The organism is Sporosarcina sp. FSL K6-2383, assembly GCF_038618305.1.
Lineage (GTDB): Bacteria > Bacillota > Bacilli > Bacillales_A > Planococcaceae > Sporosarcina.
Window position 1 is genome coordinate 3,097,762 of sequence record NZ_CP152017.1, and the last position, 15,702, is coordinate 3,113,463.

General features: G+C 42.4%; 18 protein-coding genes. 11 read left to right on the plus strand and 7 right to left on the minus strand.

Features of this window, described 5'->3' with window-relative positions:
* Positions 1–56: 56 nt before the first annotated feature.
* Positions 57–317, minus strand: a complete 261-nt coding sequence (locus tag MKZ10_RS15545) for a DUF1871 family protein (protein ID WP_342505826.1) — start codon at positions 315–317, stop codon at positions 57–59.
* Between the two features lie 73 nt (positions 318–390).
* Here MKZ10_RS15545 and MKZ10_RS15550 point away from each other — a divergent pair, with 73 nt between their 5' ends.
* Positions 391–1,566 carry a MalY/PatB family protein gene (locus MKZ10_RS15550; protein WP_342505827.1) on the plus strand — a complete coding sequence of 392 codons (1,176 nt, stop codon included), beginning with the start codon at positions 391–393 and terminating at the stop codon, positions 1,564–1,566.
* A gap of 22 nt (positions 1,567–1,588) precedes the next feature.
* On the opposite strand, the gene MKZ10_RS15555 is transcribed toward MKZ10_RS15550, so the two are convergent.
* Both MKZ10_RS15555 and MKZ10_RS15560 read right to left on the minus strand, forming a co-directional pair.
* Positions 1,589–1,807, minus strand: coding sequence for a hypothetical protein (locus tag MKZ10_RS15555; RefSeq protein ID WP_342505828.1), 219 nt, complete (start codon positions 1,805–1,807; stop codon positions 1,589–1,591).
* 41 nt (positions 1,808–1,848) lie between these two features.
* Complete coding sequence (locus tag MKZ10_RS15560) at positions 1,849–2,598, minus strand: peptidylprolyl isomerase (protein ID WP_342505829.1); 750 nt, start codon at positions 2,596–2,598, stop codon at positions 1,849–1,851.
* 129 nt (positions 2,599–2,727) lie between these two features.
* On the opposite strand from MKZ10_RS15560, the gene MKZ10_RS15565 reads away from it, so the two are divergent.
* A complete protein-coding gene (locus MKZ10_RS15565; RefSeq protein WP_342505830.1) occupies positions 2,728–3,954 on the plus strand; it encodes an MFS transporter in 1,227 nt (408 codons plus the stop codon).
* 46 nt (positions 3,955–4,000) lie between these two features.
* Complete coding sequence (locus MKZ10_RS15570) at positions 4,001–5,857, plus strand: transglycosylase domain-containing protein (protein WP_342505831.1); 1,857 nt, start codon at positions 4,001–4,003, stop codon at positions 5,855–5,857.
* A gap of 23 nt (positions 5,858–5,880) precedes the next feature.
* On the opposite strand, the gene MKZ10_RS15575 is transcribed toward MKZ10_RS15570, so the two are convergent.
* The gene (locus tag MKZ10_RS15575) at positions 5,881–6,444 is read right to left on the minus strand and encodes a YufK family protein (RefSeq protein ID WP_342505832.1); all 564 of its coding nucleotides are present in this window, start codon (positions 6,442–6,444) and stop codon (positions 5,881–5,883) included.
* Positions 6,445–6,679: 235 nt separating this feature from the next.
* Between MKZ10_RS15575 and MKZ10_RS15580 the strand changes: the two genes are divergently transcribed.
* The 7 genes from MKZ10_RS15580 to mnhG are packed head-to-tail and all read left to right on the plus strand — an operon-like array spanning position 6,680 to position 12,430.
* Positions 6,680–9,088, plus strand: a complete 2,409-nt coding sequence (locus tag MKZ10_RS15580; RefSeq protein ID WP_342505833.1) for a Na+/H+ antiporter subunit A — start codon at positions 6,680–6,682, stop codon at positions 9,086–9,088.
* Entirely contained in the window at positions 9,075–9,497 is a 423-nt protein-coding gene (locus MKZ10_RS15585) for a Na(+)/H(+) antiporter subunit B (RefSeq protein WP_342505834.1), read from the plus strand. Before MKZ10_RS15580 ends, MKZ10_RS15585 begins: the two co-directional genes overlap by 14 nt.
* Complete coding sequence (locus MKZ10_RS15590; protein ID WP_342505835.1) at positions 9,498–9,839, plus strand: Na(+)/H(+) antiporter subunit C; 342 nt, start codon at positions 9,498–9,500, stop codon at positions 9,837–9,839.
* On the plus strand, positions 9,832–11,313 hold the full coding sequence (locus MKZ10_RS15595; protein WP_342505836.1) for a Na+/H+ antiporter subunit D: 1,482 nt from the start codon (positions 9,832–9,834) through the stop codon (positions 11,311–11,313). Before MKZ10_RS15590 ends, MKZ10_RS15595 begins: the two co-directional genes overlap by 8 nt.
* Positions 11,314–11,320: 7 nt before the next feature.
* The gene (locus MKZ10_RS15600; RefSeq protein ID WP_342505837.1) at positions 11,321–11,800 is read left to right on the plus strand and encodes a Na+/H+ antiporter subunit E; all 480 of its coding nucleotides are present in this window, start codon (positions 11,321–11,323) and stop codon (positions 11,798–11,800) included.
* Positions 11,797–12,078: a Na(+)/H(+) antiporter subunit F1 gene (locus MKZ10_RS15605; protein WP_342505838.1), complete on the plus strand. Its 282-nt coding sequence runs from the start codon at positions 11,797–11,799 to the stop codon at positions 12,076–12,078. The genes MKZ10_RS15600 and MKZ10_RS15605 overlap by 4 nt, the downstream gene beginning before the upstream one ends.
* Complete coding sequence (mnhG, locus tag MKZ10_RS15610) at positions 12,062–12,430, plus strand: monovalent cation/H(+) antiporter subunit G (RefSeq protein WP_342505839.1); 369 nt, start codon at positions 12,062–12,064, stop codon at positions 12,428–12,430. The genes MKZ10_RS15605 and mnhG overlap by 17 nt, the downstream gene beginning before the upstream one ends.
* A 46-nt stretch (positions 12,431–12,476) precedes the next feature.
* Here the strand turns inward: mnhG and MKZ10_RS15615 are convergent, their stop codons facing one another.
* Together MKZ10_RS15615 and MKZ10_RS15620 are read right to left on the minus strand one after the other, a co-directional pair.
* On the minus strand, positions 12,477–12,758 hold the full coding sequence (locus MKZ10_RS15615) for a hypothetical protein (RefSeq protein WP_342505840.1): 282 nt from the start codon (positions 12,756–12,758) through the stop codon (positions 12,477–12,479).
* Positions 12,759–12,814: 56 nt separating this feature from the next.
* Positions 12,815–14,326 (minus strand): leucyl aminopeptidase, encoded by a 1,512-nt coding sequence (locus MKZ10_RS15620; RefSeq protein ID WP_342505841.1) that lies wholly within the window; start codon positions 14,324–14,326, stop codon positions 12,815–12,817.
* 338 nt (positions 14,327–14,664) lie between these two features.
* Here MKZ10_RS15620 and MKZ10_RS15625 point away from each other — a divergent pair, with 338 nt between their 5' ends.
* A complete protein-coding gene (locus MKZ10_RS15625; protein ID WP_342505842.1) occupies positions 14,665–15,141 on the plus strand; it encodes a divergent PAP2 family protein in 477 nt (158 codons plus the stop codon).
* An 81-nt stretch (positions 15,142–15,222) separates the two neighbouring features.
* Here MKZ10_RS15625 and MKZ10_RS15630 read toward each other — a convergent pair whose 3' ends face one another.
* The gene (locus tag MKZ10_RS15630; protein WP_342505843.1) at positions 15,223–15,549 is read right to left on the minus strand and encodes a YuiB family protein; all 327 of its coding nucleotides are present in this window, start codon (positions 15,547–15,549) and stop codon (positions 15,223–15,225) included.
* Positions 15,550–15,702 lie beyond the last annotated feature (153 nt).

Consider the following 15,702-nt stretch of genomic DNA (forward strand, 5'->3'; position numbering starts at 1 on the left):
AATTTCCAACATCAAAAAACACATCCTTATTTTTTTAAGGGATGCGTTTTTTCTTTTTAGACGATACATTTCGCCTCATATTTAATTGCTAATAACTTGTAAGAAATTTTCATGCATTTTTCAATTGGAATCCATAGTTTATAGGAGTGTTCATAAATCTCACGAATGCGTTTAGCAAGGTCTGTCGGGTGATCGAGGCGATGCAATTCTGAGATAACATCAACAATTTCGAGTTCATATGCTTTAGCTCCCGCTTCAAACGGATCCCATTGTTCTAGAAGCGCAATAGCCTTTTTATTAATTTCGATTGATTCCACGATAAGCCACCTTATTTTTCTTTAGTCTTATTTATGATAGCATAGTAGAGAAAAAAGGAAAGTAGGGATACTCATGAGTGTATTTGAAAAAGTCATTGAACGACGAGAAACCCGTTCTGTAAAATGGGACATGATGGAGAAAATTTATAATATTGAAGACGCATCAGATATTTTACCGATGTGGGTCGCTGATATGGATTTTGCTGCACCTGAAGCCGTCATTCAAGCGATGAAGGAACGGCTTGACCACCCTGTCTTCGGCTACTCGTATGCTTGTGAAGGCTGTAAAAATGCTGTTCGGACATGGTTATCTGAGCGTCATGAATGGGAAACTAAAAACGAATGGATGCTATTTCATCAGGGAGTTGTCCCTGCAATTGCCTCCGTTGTTGAAACATTCACGACGGCGGGTGACGGAATTCTTGTCACCTCTCCTGTCTATCCACCATTTTTTCAAATTCCACAACGACAACAACGAAACATCGTTGAATGCGTTATGCTTGAAGAAAATGGAGCTTATTCCATCGACTTTGAAGAATTCGAAAAATGCCTACAGCAAAATGTAAAACTGTTTATCTTATGTAATCCGCATAACCCTGGAGGCATCGTCTGGAAAGAAAGCGAGTTAAAAGAAATGCTAAGACTTTGTACAAAATATGATGTTCTTATTTTAGCGGATGAAATTCACGCTGATCTCGTCTTCCCGGGACATAAACATATTCCACTAGTCACATTGGCGGGCGAAGAAGCTGACCGTATCATCACTTGTGTCGCACCTACAAAAACCTTTAACATCGCAGGTGTCCAAGCGGCGTTAATGATCGCGACAGACGAAGGTGTACGGGAGAAACTGACGTTGAATGCGATGGCTCACGGCCAGATGGATTTGAGTCCATTTGCAGCTGCCGCACTAACTGCTGCCTATAAAGAAGGCGGCCCATGGTTAGACGAATTACTCGAAATCATTTCTTCGAATATGGACTATGTCATTCATGAGCTGACGTCAGCAATCTCTGGCTTAAAAATTGCGAAGCCACATGGTACGTATCTACTTTGGATTGACTATCGTGGTACGGGGTTAACTGAAGATGAAATGATGGACAGGTTGTTGAATAAAGGGAAGCTTGCACTTGAACCAGGGACAAAATACGGAGAGGCAGGACGCGGCTTCCTACGGATGAATGTCGCGACACCACGTTCACTTGTCGAAGAAGGCGTTAACCGATTTGTGACTGCACTGACTGACTGATAAACAAAAGAAAAACAGCACCTCAATGTTGAGAGTGCTGTTTTTCTTTTGCTTCGCGGCGTTCGCGTAAAATACGTTCTTCTAATTCTTTTGTTTCGAGCTCTTGCTTCTTCGAATTGTTTCGAATCCAGCGTAAAGCAAAATACATGAGAATCATGAAGAATAGAAACGAAAATGCCGCCGGAATGTATTCTGATTTATCTTCTGGAAAGTAAAGGAACGGCATTAATAAAACGTTCACTTGCTACACTTCCTCACTTTAGTTATTTCACATGACTAGTCTTATTTTTGAAGAATTTCAATAGATTCGATAGAAACGTCTTCAACAGGCTTATCTTGTGCACCTTTTTTCACGTCGGCAATTTTGTTAACAACGTCCATGCCTTCGATCACTTGTCCGAATACTGTATGCTTTTGGTCAAGATGTGGTGTACCGCCTGTTTCTTCATAAGCTTTTGCAATTTCTGCTGGCCAGCCGCCTTCTTCCATTTGCTTAGCTGTTGCAGGTGCTTGTGGTTTCTGAACGATGAAGAACTGGCTACCATTTGTTCCAGGTCCAGCATTTGCCATTGACAATGCACCATTGATGTTGAATAGATTCATTGTGAATTCATCTTCAAACGTATCACCATAGATGCTTTCTCCACCCATTCCAGTACCTGTTGGGTCTCCACCTTGAATCATGAAATCTTTAATAACACGGTGGAAAATGATACCATCATAATAGCCATTCTCAGCGTGTGTCAAAAAGTTTTCGACTGTTTTTGGAGCCTGTTCTGGGAAAAGCTTGATTTTAATCGGACCGAGTGTTGTGTTCATGACGACAAGCGCCTCGTTTGCTGCTACTTCTTTTGATAACTGTGGATACATAATTGTTGCCTCCTCTTGATCTTTTGCACTATTTCCTTCAGCTGGCACTTGGTCAGCGGGTTTTTCTTTCTCTAAGACTGGTTCTTTATCAGCAGCTGTTCCGCAAGCAGTTAACAGAACAATGACAAGGATTGATAGTAGAGAGAAATAATATTTTTTCATTTTCACGTTCACCCCGAACTAGTTTACCATATCGAAACATTTTTTTCGACGAATAAGCACGTTACTTCCTTCGTATCTCGAAGTGTTTTATACTAACGGAAGAGCACGATGCAGAAAGTGGGTCTTTATATGAACGTGCAAAAACGAAATTTTATCATTATCTTAATTTCTAACTTCCTCGTCGCTGGCACAATGACGATGATTATGCCTTTCCTTTCCCTCTATATTGAAACTTTCGGAGACCATTCCGATGCTTACGTTCAAAAATGGTCAGGTCTTATTTTTGGTGCATCCTTTGTAACAGCTTTCATTATGTCGCCTATTTGGGGACGTGTCGCTGACAAATATGGCTTCAAGCCGATTTTGCTCATTAACGGTTTCGGGATTGCGACATCCGTCTTTCTAATGGGCTTCGTTGATTCAGTAGAAGTATTTTTCCTCTTACGCTTACTCAACGGTGTTGTCACAGGATTTATTCCCACGTCACTTGCATTTGTATCCTCACAAACCTCCAAAGAAGAAGCAGGTAAAATGCTCGGCACTTTACAAATGGGGAGCGTGACGGGGACTTTGTTTGGCCCTGCTTTAGGTGGATTACTCGCGGATACATTCGGATTTCAATATACCTTTATCATCACTTCAATTTCTGTCGTAATAGCTGCGATCATCGTACTTTTCGGCATTCAAGAGCAACGACGTGCGAAAAGTGACCGGACGAATCGCTATTCTCGCAAAGCCATTTTAAGCGGACTACTGCACCATCGACTCATGTTGAATGTAATGATTGTCACTGCACTTATTCAAATTGGTAATTTCAGCATCCAACCACTATTGTCACTTTATGTTGCTCAATTATCTGATGCCAAGGATGTCGCTTTCCTCGCAGGTATCACCTTTAGTGCAGCTGGCTTAGGTAATCTATTATTTGCCCGTCATTGGGGAAAGCTTGGTGATGATATCGGTTACGAAAAGGTATTATCAATGTTACTGTTGCTATCCTTTGTGTTCATCATCCCACAAGCGTTTGTCACTGAGTTATGGCAACTCATTATTTGTCGACTACTCTTCGGTATTGCAATTGGGGGAATGATTCCTATTACAACCGCGCTTGTTAGGCGCGAAGCTCCTGTGGATATCCAAGGCGAGGTTATGGGGTATAACACCAGCTTCCGCTTTCTAGGCAATATTATCGGCCCCATGTTCGGCGGAATCATTAGTGGTTTTATCGGCATCTCGTCCGTTTTTCTTTTAACAGGTGTATTATTCCTTGTCGGCTTTGCCTTTCTTTATTATGCGAAAAGAAAACCTGGTCAAGATTTTGAAGATTTCCTAGCACTAAAAGAACAACAATCATGAAATTATGCTATTCTTTTGTCAGTACTTATTTTTGAACGGAGGTCCGGTGTTGAAACGGTTCATCGGCATAGTCATTATTCTTTTCTTCATACCTATTTTAATCATTGTTCAAGAGGCGATTGCTGTTGAATTAACGACGGCTAACACGTTCAATGAGCAAATGACTCACTCCATCGAGCTATCCGCTCCGTCCATCAATGTTCCTGTTTCGCTGGTGGATCGTAACGGCGCTATTTTTGCGGAAGAGTATGTAGAGTGGCGTGATCCACTTGCACTTGACTCTATTCCTACATTCGTTCGTCAACTGTTTCTTGAAAGTGAAGATCAGAGTTTTTTTGAACACCGTGGCTATGATGTAGCGGCGATCGTCCGTGCGTTTGCTATCAACACAGCAACAGACGATTTGAAGCAAGGTGCATCGACGATTACACAACAAGTCGTGCGTATGCGCTTTTTATCGACAGAAAAAACGTATGAACGTAAGCTGACAGAGCTTTTTTATGCGACTGAGCTGGAGAAGCAAACGACAAAAGATGATATTTTAGAAATATATTTGAATGAAATGTATTTCGGCAATCAAGTGTATGGGATTGGCGCAGCTGCTTCCTATTACTTCAGCAAACCTATTTATGAGTTGAATGAAGCACAGCAGGCGTTCATTGCGGCGATTCCGAACAACCCTTCATTGTACGATCCATTAGTCCATTTCGATCAAACGAAAAAAAGACAGGAGCGTTTACTAGACATCCTTGCCAAAAACAACGTGATCACTATGGAGGAAGCCGAAACATATAAAAATATACCGATTACATTACAGCTAAAAAAGAAAGAAAGTAATTTCCCAGCGTACAGCACATATGTCCTTTCAGAGCTGTCGGAACTCATTGCTCAATCGGAAGGCTTAGCGGATCAGATTGCCGAAGCAACGGATGAAGCTGCTAAGTTAGCCCTTAAGGTACAAGTTCAGCAACGAACAGCGGAAGTACTGGCAACAGGTCTTGTCATTGAAACCGCACTAGATCCTCGGAAGCAACAACAAGACGAACAGGCGGTTACTGCGCTCTTAAAACCTGAAGGATTGCAGGCTGGCGCCGCCGTTATCGACAATGAAACCCGGGAAATCATTAGTCTATTTGCCGGAAAAAACTATAAAAAAGCAGATTTCCATAGAGCCTTCCAAGCCGTTCGACAGCCGGGATCTGCCATCAAACCAATTTTAGTCTATGCTCCTTATTTTGAAAGTGGACCGTACACGGCGAATAGTCGCGTCAATAGCGGTAACATTTGCATCGGCTCCTATTGCCCAACTAATGTCGGTGGTTATGTGTACGGGACAACCACTGTGAAAGAAGCGTTTCGACATAGCCATAATACGGCAGCTGTCCGATTATTACAGACTGTTAGTATCGACAAGGCATTTTCCTTTATCGAGCCTTTTCACTTCAAATCGCTTACACAGCAGGATCACAGCTATGCAGCCGCGCTTGGAGGTCTGTCCAAAGGGATGACACCCCTTGAGCTTGCGGGGGCATATACAGGATTCATCAACGGGACCTATATGCCCGTCCATGCGATTCGTACCGTGAAGGATACAAAGGGTAACATTTTATATGAATGGGCAAATCAAAAAATAGAGGTATGGTCACCAACTACAGTTGCGACAATGAGAAGCTTACTATCAGATGTTGTGACAAATGGGAGCGGACGCGGAATTCCTTATACGACAGCGTATACAGGGGCAAAAACAGGTACTACAGACTATTACAAAGATTTATGGGTAGGTGGTCTAAACGAACACTATACAACGGCTGTTTGGGTAGGATATGACAAGCCTCAGCCTATGAAGCGTTTGAGTGACCAGAAAATCCATTTGCGACTCTTTTCCACACTACTTAAAGACTAGCCTTTTTATAGGGCTAGTCTTTTTCACGCCAAAAACGGCAAACTCGCTATCACGCCGTTATAAAGCTTGAGTAAGACATAGACAATTGTGGAAATGAGCACGCTCCAAACGATGATTTCAAAAATAATCAACCCTACAGTCCTACTAATTGTCATGAACTTACTCAACTTATACACAACATAAACGAAATAAATAAATGTTGTCAGCAGAAATATAACCGCCAGCACATTTATCGAACTAATCCCTCCTGCTGAAACAAGAGAACCGAAAAAGTAAATGACATTACCGCCCCTTGCCTCGCTATATGACTCTCCTTTCACATCCTTTGAAAAGAATAACATCGCCGTTTCGTGAATCGTTCCGGCGATTAATTTCAACGCGGAAAAGACCATGAAAAATAGAAGTGCATAAATAACTAGTAAGAATATACGAAGTTGCATATCTGTTAAAAACTCACGCATCCCTGCATACAAACCAATTTCCTTAAACAGTTCTACAGACAAACCGACTGTATACACACCAAACGTCAAGCTGAATAAGACAATTGTCACAAAAGGTAAATAACCAAATATGTATGGATTTTTCATAAGACACCTCTATAATTTCAAATTACTTTAATTGCATACATTTCATGATATCGGAAGTATGTCTCAGTTAGCAACATTGTCTATTAAATTTCCACCTTTTCCCCTTGTGCAAGGCTCGTGTCCTATGGTATAGTAACGACAATCAAATAACCGAACGTACTTGGAGGAGTCTGTCAACAAGGGGTACCTATACCCTTTTGTGACGGACTCCTTTTCGTTAAAAAGGAGGATTTACTTGGAATTTGTTTTATTGATTTTTCTACCAATCTTAGCTGCCCTTGTTGTTCCGCTGCTGTTTAAGCGTGTAAAAAGTATACATACAGGATGGTTCGTGTTACTTGTCCCATTGTCTTTATTCATTTTCTACATTGGCTTTATCGCCACGACAATGGATGGTGGATATGCCGTTTCGGAGTTACAATGGGTTCCATCCCTTGGGATCTCATTTGTTTCCTATATTGATGGTCTAAGCCTATTATTTACATTGCTTATCACAGGTATTGGTGCACTTGTCGTACTGTACTCCATCTTTTATCTCGATAAAGATAAGGAAAAGCTCGGCAATTTTTACGTCTATCTACTGCTATTCATGACAGCCATGCTAGGTGTCGTACAGTCGGATAATGTCATTACCCTGTATTTATTCTGGGAATTAACATCTATTTCTTCATTCCTACTCATTGGTTACTGGCATACGCGGGATCGCTCACGCTTTGGTGCGTTAAAATCCATGATGATTACGGTATTTGGTGGTTTAATGATGCTCGGTGGATTTGTCTTACTTGGCATTATGGGTAATTCATTCTCCATCCGTGAACTGATTGCAAACGGTTCCACTTTTGTTGGACATGAATTCTTTGTACTAGCGCTTGTTCTTGTTCTACTCGGTGCATTTACAAAGTCTGCCCAGTTCCCGTTTTACGTTTGGTTGCCAGATGCTATGGAAGCGCCTACACCGGTTAGTGCGTATCTCCACTCAGCAACAATGGTAAAAGCCGGACTTTATCTAGTTGCACGCTTTACACCTATTTTTGCCGTTTCGGAAGTATGGGTGTGGCTCGTTACCGGCATTGGGTTACTAACGCTGTTCTGGGGCTCATTCTTCGCCGTGAAACAAACGGACTTGAAAGCGATTCTCGCCTTTTCAACCGTCAGTCAGCTAGGCCTCATCATGTCGCTGCTCGGTGCGAGTGCAGTTGCTTATCATACAAATGATGCGATTTTTAAATTTGCGGCATTTGCAGCGATCTTTCATTTGATTAACCATGCGACCTTTAAAGGTAGTTTGTTCATGATTGCGGGCATTGTGGATCATGAAACGGGGACGCGAGATATTCGCAAACTTGGTGGCTTGATGAGCATTATGCCGATCAGCTTTACTGTGGCGTTCATCGGCTCGATGTCTATGGCAGGGTTGCCGCCATTTAACGGCTTCCTCAGTAAAGAAATGTTCCTGGAATCTATGCTAGCCTTGCGCCATTTTGAGTTATTCAACTTTGGCACATGGGGCATTATCTTCCCAGTTGTTGCATGGATTGCAAGTGTCTTTACATTCGTTTATAGCTTTTACTTTGTCTTCAAAACGTTTATTGGAAAACGGAAAAGTGAACCGCTTCCGAATGCGCCGCATGAAGCACCGATTGGGATGCTACTATCTCCAGTCATTTTAGCAACACTTGTTGTCGGGATTTTCTTCATTCCTAATTTGATAGGAAAATGGTTGGTCAAGCCGGCAGTTTTGGCGGTTCAGCCTGGATTATACAACCATCCATCCGAGGTCGACGTACACGTTGCTGCTTGGCATGGTTTTGATTCACCAGCATTATGGATGACGATTGCCATTGTTGGGGTCGGTGCAATTTTGTACGTGACGATGAAAAGATGGCAGAAGTTATACGATATTCAGCCCCAATATTTGTCGTTGAATGCCTTGTATGATTCAGCAATGCTGTTTGGAGAATCCGGCATGAATCGTCTATCTCGTTTTTATATGACCGGGTTAATCCGGACGTATTTGCTGTATATGTTTGCTTTCATTGCTGCCATTACAACGGCTGCGCTTTTCATCAAAGAAGCTTTTATTGTCGATATGGCCAGTTTTTCAGCGGTCAGTGTTTATGGTGTGTTGACAGCGATTATTCTCGTCATTGCTGTGGCGATGATTTTGTTAGCGAAAACGCGCTTGTCGGCCATTATTGCGCTAGGTGCTGTTGGTTATTCAGTCGCTTTGTTCTTTGTGATTTTCAAGGCTCCAGACTTAGCGCTTACGCAGCTGGTCATTGAAACCATTTCCGTTGCATTGTTCCTATTAGCATTTCAGCGTTTACCAAAGTTGAACAATCATGGTGAAACAAAGCCTAATAAGCTGATGAACTTGATTATTTCAGCTGGTGTCGGCATTACTGTGATGCTCGTTGCGATATCAGCGCACTCACAAAAACTGATTCCATCTATCTCACAATATTACAAAGATACAGTTGCGACGGAAGCAGGCGGCGGTAATATCGTCAACGTGATTCTAGTCGATTACCGTGGCTTTGATACGCTATTTGAAATTGCTGTACTGTCGATTGCAGGTATCGGTGTACTTGCGATGATTAAACTGCGACTAGCAAGAAAGGAGGATACGGATGAAAACAAATGATGTGATTTTACAAACGACCACCAAAATTGTATTTTTCATCATCTTCCTTTTTTCCATCCATATTTTCTTTGCGGGTCACTATACACCCGGCGGCGGCTTCGTCGGGGGCTTGCTGACAACGGGTGCCATTGTCCTTTTATTGTTGGCCTTTGATTTGAAAACAGTTCAAAAAGCATTGCCTTTCAACTTCACCATTGTGACAGGCATTGGCTTACTGCTAGCACTTGGCACAGCAGCCGGTTCTATTTTCTTCAATGTACCGTTCTTTACACATGCGTTCGATGATTTCACCTTGCCTTTGTTCGGGACAACTTCCTTGCATACGGCGATGATTTTCGATGCAGGTGTCTATCTGGTCGTTGTTGGTGCGGCAATTACGATGATTCAATCGATTGGAGGAGATGCCTAAATGGAACTGATTATGATAATTGTCATCGGAATTCTATTCATGGCGGCTACCTACCTAATCCTTTCTAGAAGTATCCTTAAAATTATTTTGGGGACTGGTTTACTGAGTCACGGTGCGCATTTGCTCATTTTGACGATGGGTGGACTAGGTGGTATTTCGCCGCCGGTTATTGCTGATGGAGTAACTAACTATGCAGACCCATTGCCGCAAGCGCTTATTTTGACGGCCATCGTGATTAGTTTTGGTGTGACAGCCTTCATTTTGGTATTAGCTTACCGGACGTATGCTGAACATCAAACAGATAATATGAATTTGATGAGAGGAAATGACGAACATGATTAACTTACCCTTATTTCCGATCCTCTTGCCATTCCTGTTCGCGATTATCCTCCTGTTTTTTAAAGAGAATATTCGTGTGCAACGCGCATTAACTGCTATTGGGCTCGTTGTCAGCTTAGTTGCCGCCTTATTCCTAGTGGCGAAGGTGAAAACTGACGGTATTCAAGCCCTAACATTAGGTAGCTGGCCGGCACCCTTCGGCATTTCAATGGTGTCTGACATGTTTTCCGCGGTGCTTGTGACCACAACGATTATACTGACACTATGCGTTGTCATTTATAGCTTCACAGCCATTGGTAAAGAACGAGAACGTTACTTCTACTATCCAGCCATTTTATTCATGATAACCGGCGTCAATGGTGCCTTTACGACAGGCGATATTTTCAATATGTTTGTCTTCTTCGAAGTGCTACTCATCGCCTCTTACGTGTTAATCGTATTAGGAGGAGAGAAAAAACAGCTTCGCGAATCGATCAAATATGTACTTGTCAACGTTATTTCATCGGCATTGTTTGTCATTACGGTTGCCTTTTTATACTCGGTCATCGGGACATTGAATATGGCGGATATTTCAGTGAAGATTGCAGAAATTGGACAACCCGGTATCATTACCGTCATTGCGATTTTGATGCTCGTTGTCTTTGGTGTTAAAGGGTCCATTTTCCCACTGTACTTCTGGTTACCTGGCTCTTATGCAGCTCCACCAATCCCGGTCCTCGCACTCTTTGGGGCACTACTGACGAAGGTCGGGGTCTATGCCATCATGAGGACGTACACATTGTTTTTCGTCCATGATATCGGCTTTACACATGAAATTTTGTCTGTATTGGCGATTTTGACGATTATTGCAGGCTGTATCGGAGCTCTTGCCTACTTTGATTTGAAACAAATTATCATTTATAACATCGTGATTGCTGTTGGCGTCATTTTATTTGGCGCAGCGCAGATGAATGAAGCTGGCTTAACAGGTGCCATTTTCTATCTCATTCACGACATGCTCATTAAGGGAGCATTGTTCTTACTCATCGGCATTATCATCTACGTCACGGGCACATCGAACTTACGTAAAATGGGTGGGCTGATGAAAACACATGCCCCACTTGGTTGGTTCTATATTATTGCTGCGTTTGGGCTGGCAGGTATTCCACCTCTTAGTGGTTTCATTGGTAAAATGCTTATTGTGCAAGGGGCATTTGAAGCAGGTCATGTTTGGGGAAGTATTATTCTTCTGTTATCGAGCCTGGTCGTTCTGTTGTCCGTTATCCGGATTTTCGTTTACGCATTCTGGGGTGAGCCTGTTGAATTGCCAAAAACCACTCATCGTCCATACCGAAACATGATGATTCCAGCGGTCGCATTGGTCGTCCTGTCGGTATTATACGGTGTGGGTACTGAATGGCTGATGCCATACATGACGGATGCCTCGAACGTATTACTACAACCGTCCATCTATATTGATGCGGTGTTAAAGGAGTAGATGAGAGATGGCTTTCCAACTATTATTGAACGTTTTCATCGCCTTTGTCTGGATGTTTATGAGCACTTCACTAACAGCCTCAACATTCATCATCGGCTACTTGATTGGTCTGATTTTAATCATTATGATGAGACGATTTTTCAAGGATAGACTGTATATTTGGCGACTATGGGCAACTTTTAAATTGGCGCTATTGTTTTTCAAAGAGTTAATACTATCGAATATTTCCGTTCTCCGGGTTGTCTTGCGTCCAAAGTTAGCTATCCAACCAATGATTTTCGCATTACCAACAGATCTTGAGCATGATTGGGAAATTACGTTGTTATCCAGTTTGATTACATTAACACCTGGAACGATTGTGTTGAACGTTTCAGATGATCAACGCACACTCTATATTCATGCAATCGACGTGGATGATGTCGATGATGCCATTGATTCCATAAAAAATACTTTTGAAAAAGCAATTAAGGAGGTAAGCCGACCATGATGACTTTCATTTGGATTTGTCTCATACTTGTCATCTTGTCTATTTTCGGCTTACTGTATCGCGTGTACTTTGGTCCATCTACACCGGATCGGCTAATTGCACTCGATGCGATTGGCGTCATGTTGATTTCTGCTATTGCCTTGTTATCGATTTTATTCGATACTGGATTCTTTATCGAAGTCATTTTACTCATTGCGATCCTGTCATTTATCGGGACTGTATCATTCTCCAAATTCATAGAGAAAGGAGAGATCATCGAACGTGACCGTAATCGCTAATATACTTATTGTTTCTACGATTGTTGTCGGTATCATTTTCACGATTGTGACAGTCATCGGCATCTTACGCTTACCTGACGTCTATACACGAGCACATGCTGCTTCTAAAAGTGCCACGCTCGGTGTACTCAGTATTTTATTAGGCGTATTTCTTCACTTTTGGTTAATCAAAGGCGTCTTTAGCATTCAACTTATTCTTGCGATCGCCTTCATGTTCATCACTTCTCCTATTGGAGGACACCTTATGAGCCGTGCTGCTTATATGTCTGGTGTCAAGCCGACTCAGCTCACGGTTGGGGATGATTTAGCTAAAGTTGTAAAGAATGCAAAGAATAAGCAGGAGGAAGTTTAAAAAACACGCATGGCAATCGGACTGTCCGACTGTCATGCGTGTTTTATTAATAAAATGCCCCGTAGGGTGGATAACCATAACCATACGGCGGGTAACCATATGGAGGATAGCCATAGGGAGGGTAACCGTAGGGTGGATAACCACCATATCCACCGCCATACCCTGGAGTTAGCGCCGACCCTAACAGACCTCCAGCAAGGCCCCCGAGAAAGGGTACCCCAAACCCACCAAAGCCATCAAAGCCACGTCCAAAACCACCACGTCTTCCACCGTCAAAACCGCGACCAAATCCGCCGCGACCACCATCAAAACCTCTAGACATTTCCATCCCCCTTCCCACCTATCCTATTCAAATAGGGTGACTGGGAAAGAGACAATTGCCTATTAGTCCTCTAGTTCAGTATCCGCTAATCGTTCGACCAACGTAGCTAACGTTCGTACCATTACACCGGTTGCCCCTTTTGGTCCCAAATCATGCGCAGCAGCCGCGTCTGACGTTCCTGCGATGTCTAAGTGGATCCAAGGAGTCGTTCCCGCGAATTCCCCTACAAAGCCGCCACCGAAGATCATGTGACCATCACGACCTGGAGAATTGTTCAAGTCAGCTACATCACTTTTACGAATTCTTTTTTTATCACTTTCCGTTAGCGGCAATCTCCAAACAAATTCACCTGTCTCTATAGAGGCTTGCATGAATTCTTCGAAGAACGCTTCATCATTTGTGAGTGCTCCCGTTTTATCGTTACCGAGTGCGATGATAACGCCTCCTGTTAGTGTTGCAACGTCAATCAGATAATCTGCCCCCGCTTGTTTCGCGTAAGTCACAGCATCTGCTAGCACAAGTCGCCCTTCCGCATCCGTATTGAGCACTTCAATTGTTTTACCACTCAATGACGTAATGACATCATCCGGCTTAAAGGCGTCTCCTGACACCATATTATCCGTTGAACCAATAACCGCAATGACATTTTTCTGCGGGCGTAACTCACCAATGATAGCCATGGCACCAAGAACAGCAGCTGCACCACCCATATCGCCCTTCATACCGACCATTCCATCTTTCGGTTTCAATGAATAGCCGCCTGTATCATACGTAACACCCTTACCAACTAGGCCGATGACATCCTCCCATTGCTCTGTCGCTGCATATTTTAGAACAATGAGCCTTGGCTCTTCAACTGATCCTTGATTGACCGCTAGGATAGCTCCCATGCCGAGTTCTTCCATTTCTTTTTTACCAAGTACTTCGATATCAAAATCATATTTTTCCGCGAGCTCGCGTGCGTATTCCGCCATTTTAGTTGCCGTTAAAATATTTGGAGGCATATTGACTAAATTACGTGCTTCATTTACTGAATCCGCATACACTTTACCCACTTCACACGCCGCTTTCAATTCATCCTCATCTGATGAAGATAAAATAGTCAGCGCTTCAATGGCCACATCACGCTCATTAGAGTCAGTACGGTAGCCTGCAAACTTATACGTTCCCATGCCAATGCCCTCTGCTGCTGCAAACGCGACATCCTCACATGTTAGCTTGTCATTCGTAAAAGGAGCTGTCCAAACAGCGACAGAAACCGCTTTGACACTGGCAAGTTCTTTACCGATTGCCGCAAATGCTTGACGCAGTAAATCTTCCGTCAACGCCTTCTGCGCACCGAGTCCAATAAAGAATACACGCTTATAGCCATGCTCTTCGATTGCTGGCATTGAAACGATTTTATTAAATGCTGTTTTAACATCTCCTGATTTAAGCCATTCTGGTAAACGTGAACTAAAAGTTCTAACGAATCCATCCCATCCTACAGTATTTTCTGGATGTTCCGGGACACCAATGACTAGGACATCTGCTTCTACTTGGTTGAAATCTGGTTCCATAATAATTGTTTTCATTTAATTAACCTCCAATTTTTCATACATCTATTATTATATACCAAGTTTTCAACCGCTTACATTAATTCGTTCGGTATCCGTAGTATGTTGTTTTTATAACGAGGCTTTGTGGTATACTAATAATACAATTTTCAAATTATCAATTACGCCTAGGCGTAATTGCGTCGAGATTTTGAATTGAGCTTGCTCAATTAACTCCTTTCAAAATCTCTGACATCCGCCGGAGGCTTAACTTGAATCAGCAGGGAGTTGATTCAAATACTTTTCTGGCATTCATCCCTCCACTTATAGAAGTGGAGGACTTCTGCTGAATCAAGTTAAAGGAGTGGAACCCCCCAATGGCCATATTCCAAAACATTCCGCTCCTCGCGGCATTATTCGGGATTATCTTTGCACAAATCGTAAAAATCCCTATTTATTTTCTACTTAGCGGAAAGCTCGACTGGAAACTGATGACATCAACAGGTGGTATGCCTAGCTCTCACTCAGCGGCAGTAACAGCATTGACGACGGCAATTGCCTACGAATCTGGACTCGATTCCCCTCTTTTTGCGGTTTCTGCTATTTTCGCCGTTATCGTGATGTTTGATGCGACAGGAATCCGTTACCAGGCAGGGCAGCAAGCCTTGATTATCAACCAAATGCGATTAGACTTCCAAACATTTGTGCAAGAAGCAAAAGGCTGGCAACAAAAAGATGGCCAGCAAAAAATTCAAGAGCTTAAAACATTGCTTGGTCACAAACCGAGTGAAGTATTTATGGGCGCCCTAACAGGTATCCTCATCTCCGTTATTATTTATTCATTTATTGTATGACTAAAAAACCACTTGCTTCCCCGAAGTTTCATAGGGGAACAAGTGGTTTTTAATGAATTTGATTCAAAACGGATTCTGTTGTTAGAACATTTGATAACCTTGTTTTCTCAAAATCTTCATAACGAATCCTGAAATAATAGCACCTACTAAACCACTTGCCAATATAATAATATCCGCTGTGTGCAGTGCCACTAATTTCTCGCCAAGAAGCTGAAATGCATAATTTGGCTTTGTAAAGTATTCATAGACCTTTACTTCATCAATAATCAATACGACGACGATTGGATAAATGATAGCCATTAACCACGTCATGCGAAGAAGCATATTTAATAGAAATCCAATACCAAAAAACATCACCATGAAAATCAGTACGGATAAGACGACGTGCGTCAGTGAAATGGTTCCCAAAGTAATTACCTCCGTTTTCCACTCATTATTTTACATGAATGAGAGATCGCTTTCAACAAATCACAACCAGTTTGGTAATTTATCATATTTGACAAGTAAATCGCTCTCAGATAAAAAGCACCTGCTGTCGGTAGACAGGCAGATGCTTTTTAT

Coding starts and splice junctions, on each gene's coding strand:
- MKZ10_RS15550 (WP_342505827.1), top strand. CDS start 391: ATGAGTGTATTTGAAAAAGTCATTGAACGACGAGAAACCCGTTCTGTA.
- MKZ10_RS15560 (WP_342505829.1), bottom strand. CDS start 2,598: ATGAAAAAATATTATTTCTCTCTACTATCAATCCTTGTCATTGTTCTG.
- MKZ10_RS15565 (WP_342505830.1), top strand. CDS start 2,728: ATGAACGTGCAAAAACGAAATTTTATCATTATCTTAATTTCTAACTTC.
- MKZ10_RS15575 (WP_342505832.1), bottom strand. CDS start 6,444: ATGAAAAATCCATACATATTTGGTTATTTACCTTTTGTGACAATTGTC.
- MKZ10_RS15585 (WP_342505834.1), top strand. CDS start 9,075: ATGAAAACAAATGATGTGATTTTACAAACGACCACCAAAATTGTATTT.
- MKZ10_RS15590 (WP_342505835.1), top strand. CDS start 9,498: ATGGAACTGATTATGATAATTGTCATCGGAATTCTATTCATGGCGGCT.
- MKZ10_RS15595 (WP_342505836.1), top strand. CDS start 9,832: ATGATTAACTTACCCTTATTTCCGATCCTCTTGCCATTCCTGTTCGCG.
- MKZ10_RS15600 (WP_342505837.1), top strand. CDS start 11,321: ATGGCTTTCCAACTATTATTGAACGTTTTCATCGCCTTTGTCTGGATG.
- MKZ10_RS15605 (WP_342505838.1), top strand. CDS start 11,797: ATGATGACTTTCATTTGGATTTGTCTCATACTTGTCATCTTGTCTATT.
- MKZ10_RS15615 (WP_342505840.1), bottom strand. CDS start 12,758: ATGGAAATGTCTAGAGGTTTTGATGGTGGTCGCGGCGGATTTGGTCGC.
- MKZ10_RS15620 (WP_342505841.1), bottom strand. CDS start 14,326: ATGAAAACAATTATTATGGAACCAGATTTCAACCAAGTAGAAGCAGAT.
- MKZ10_RS15625 (WP_342505842.1), top strand. CDS start 14,665: ATGGCCATATTCCAAAACATTCCGCTCCTCGCGGCATTATTCGGGATT.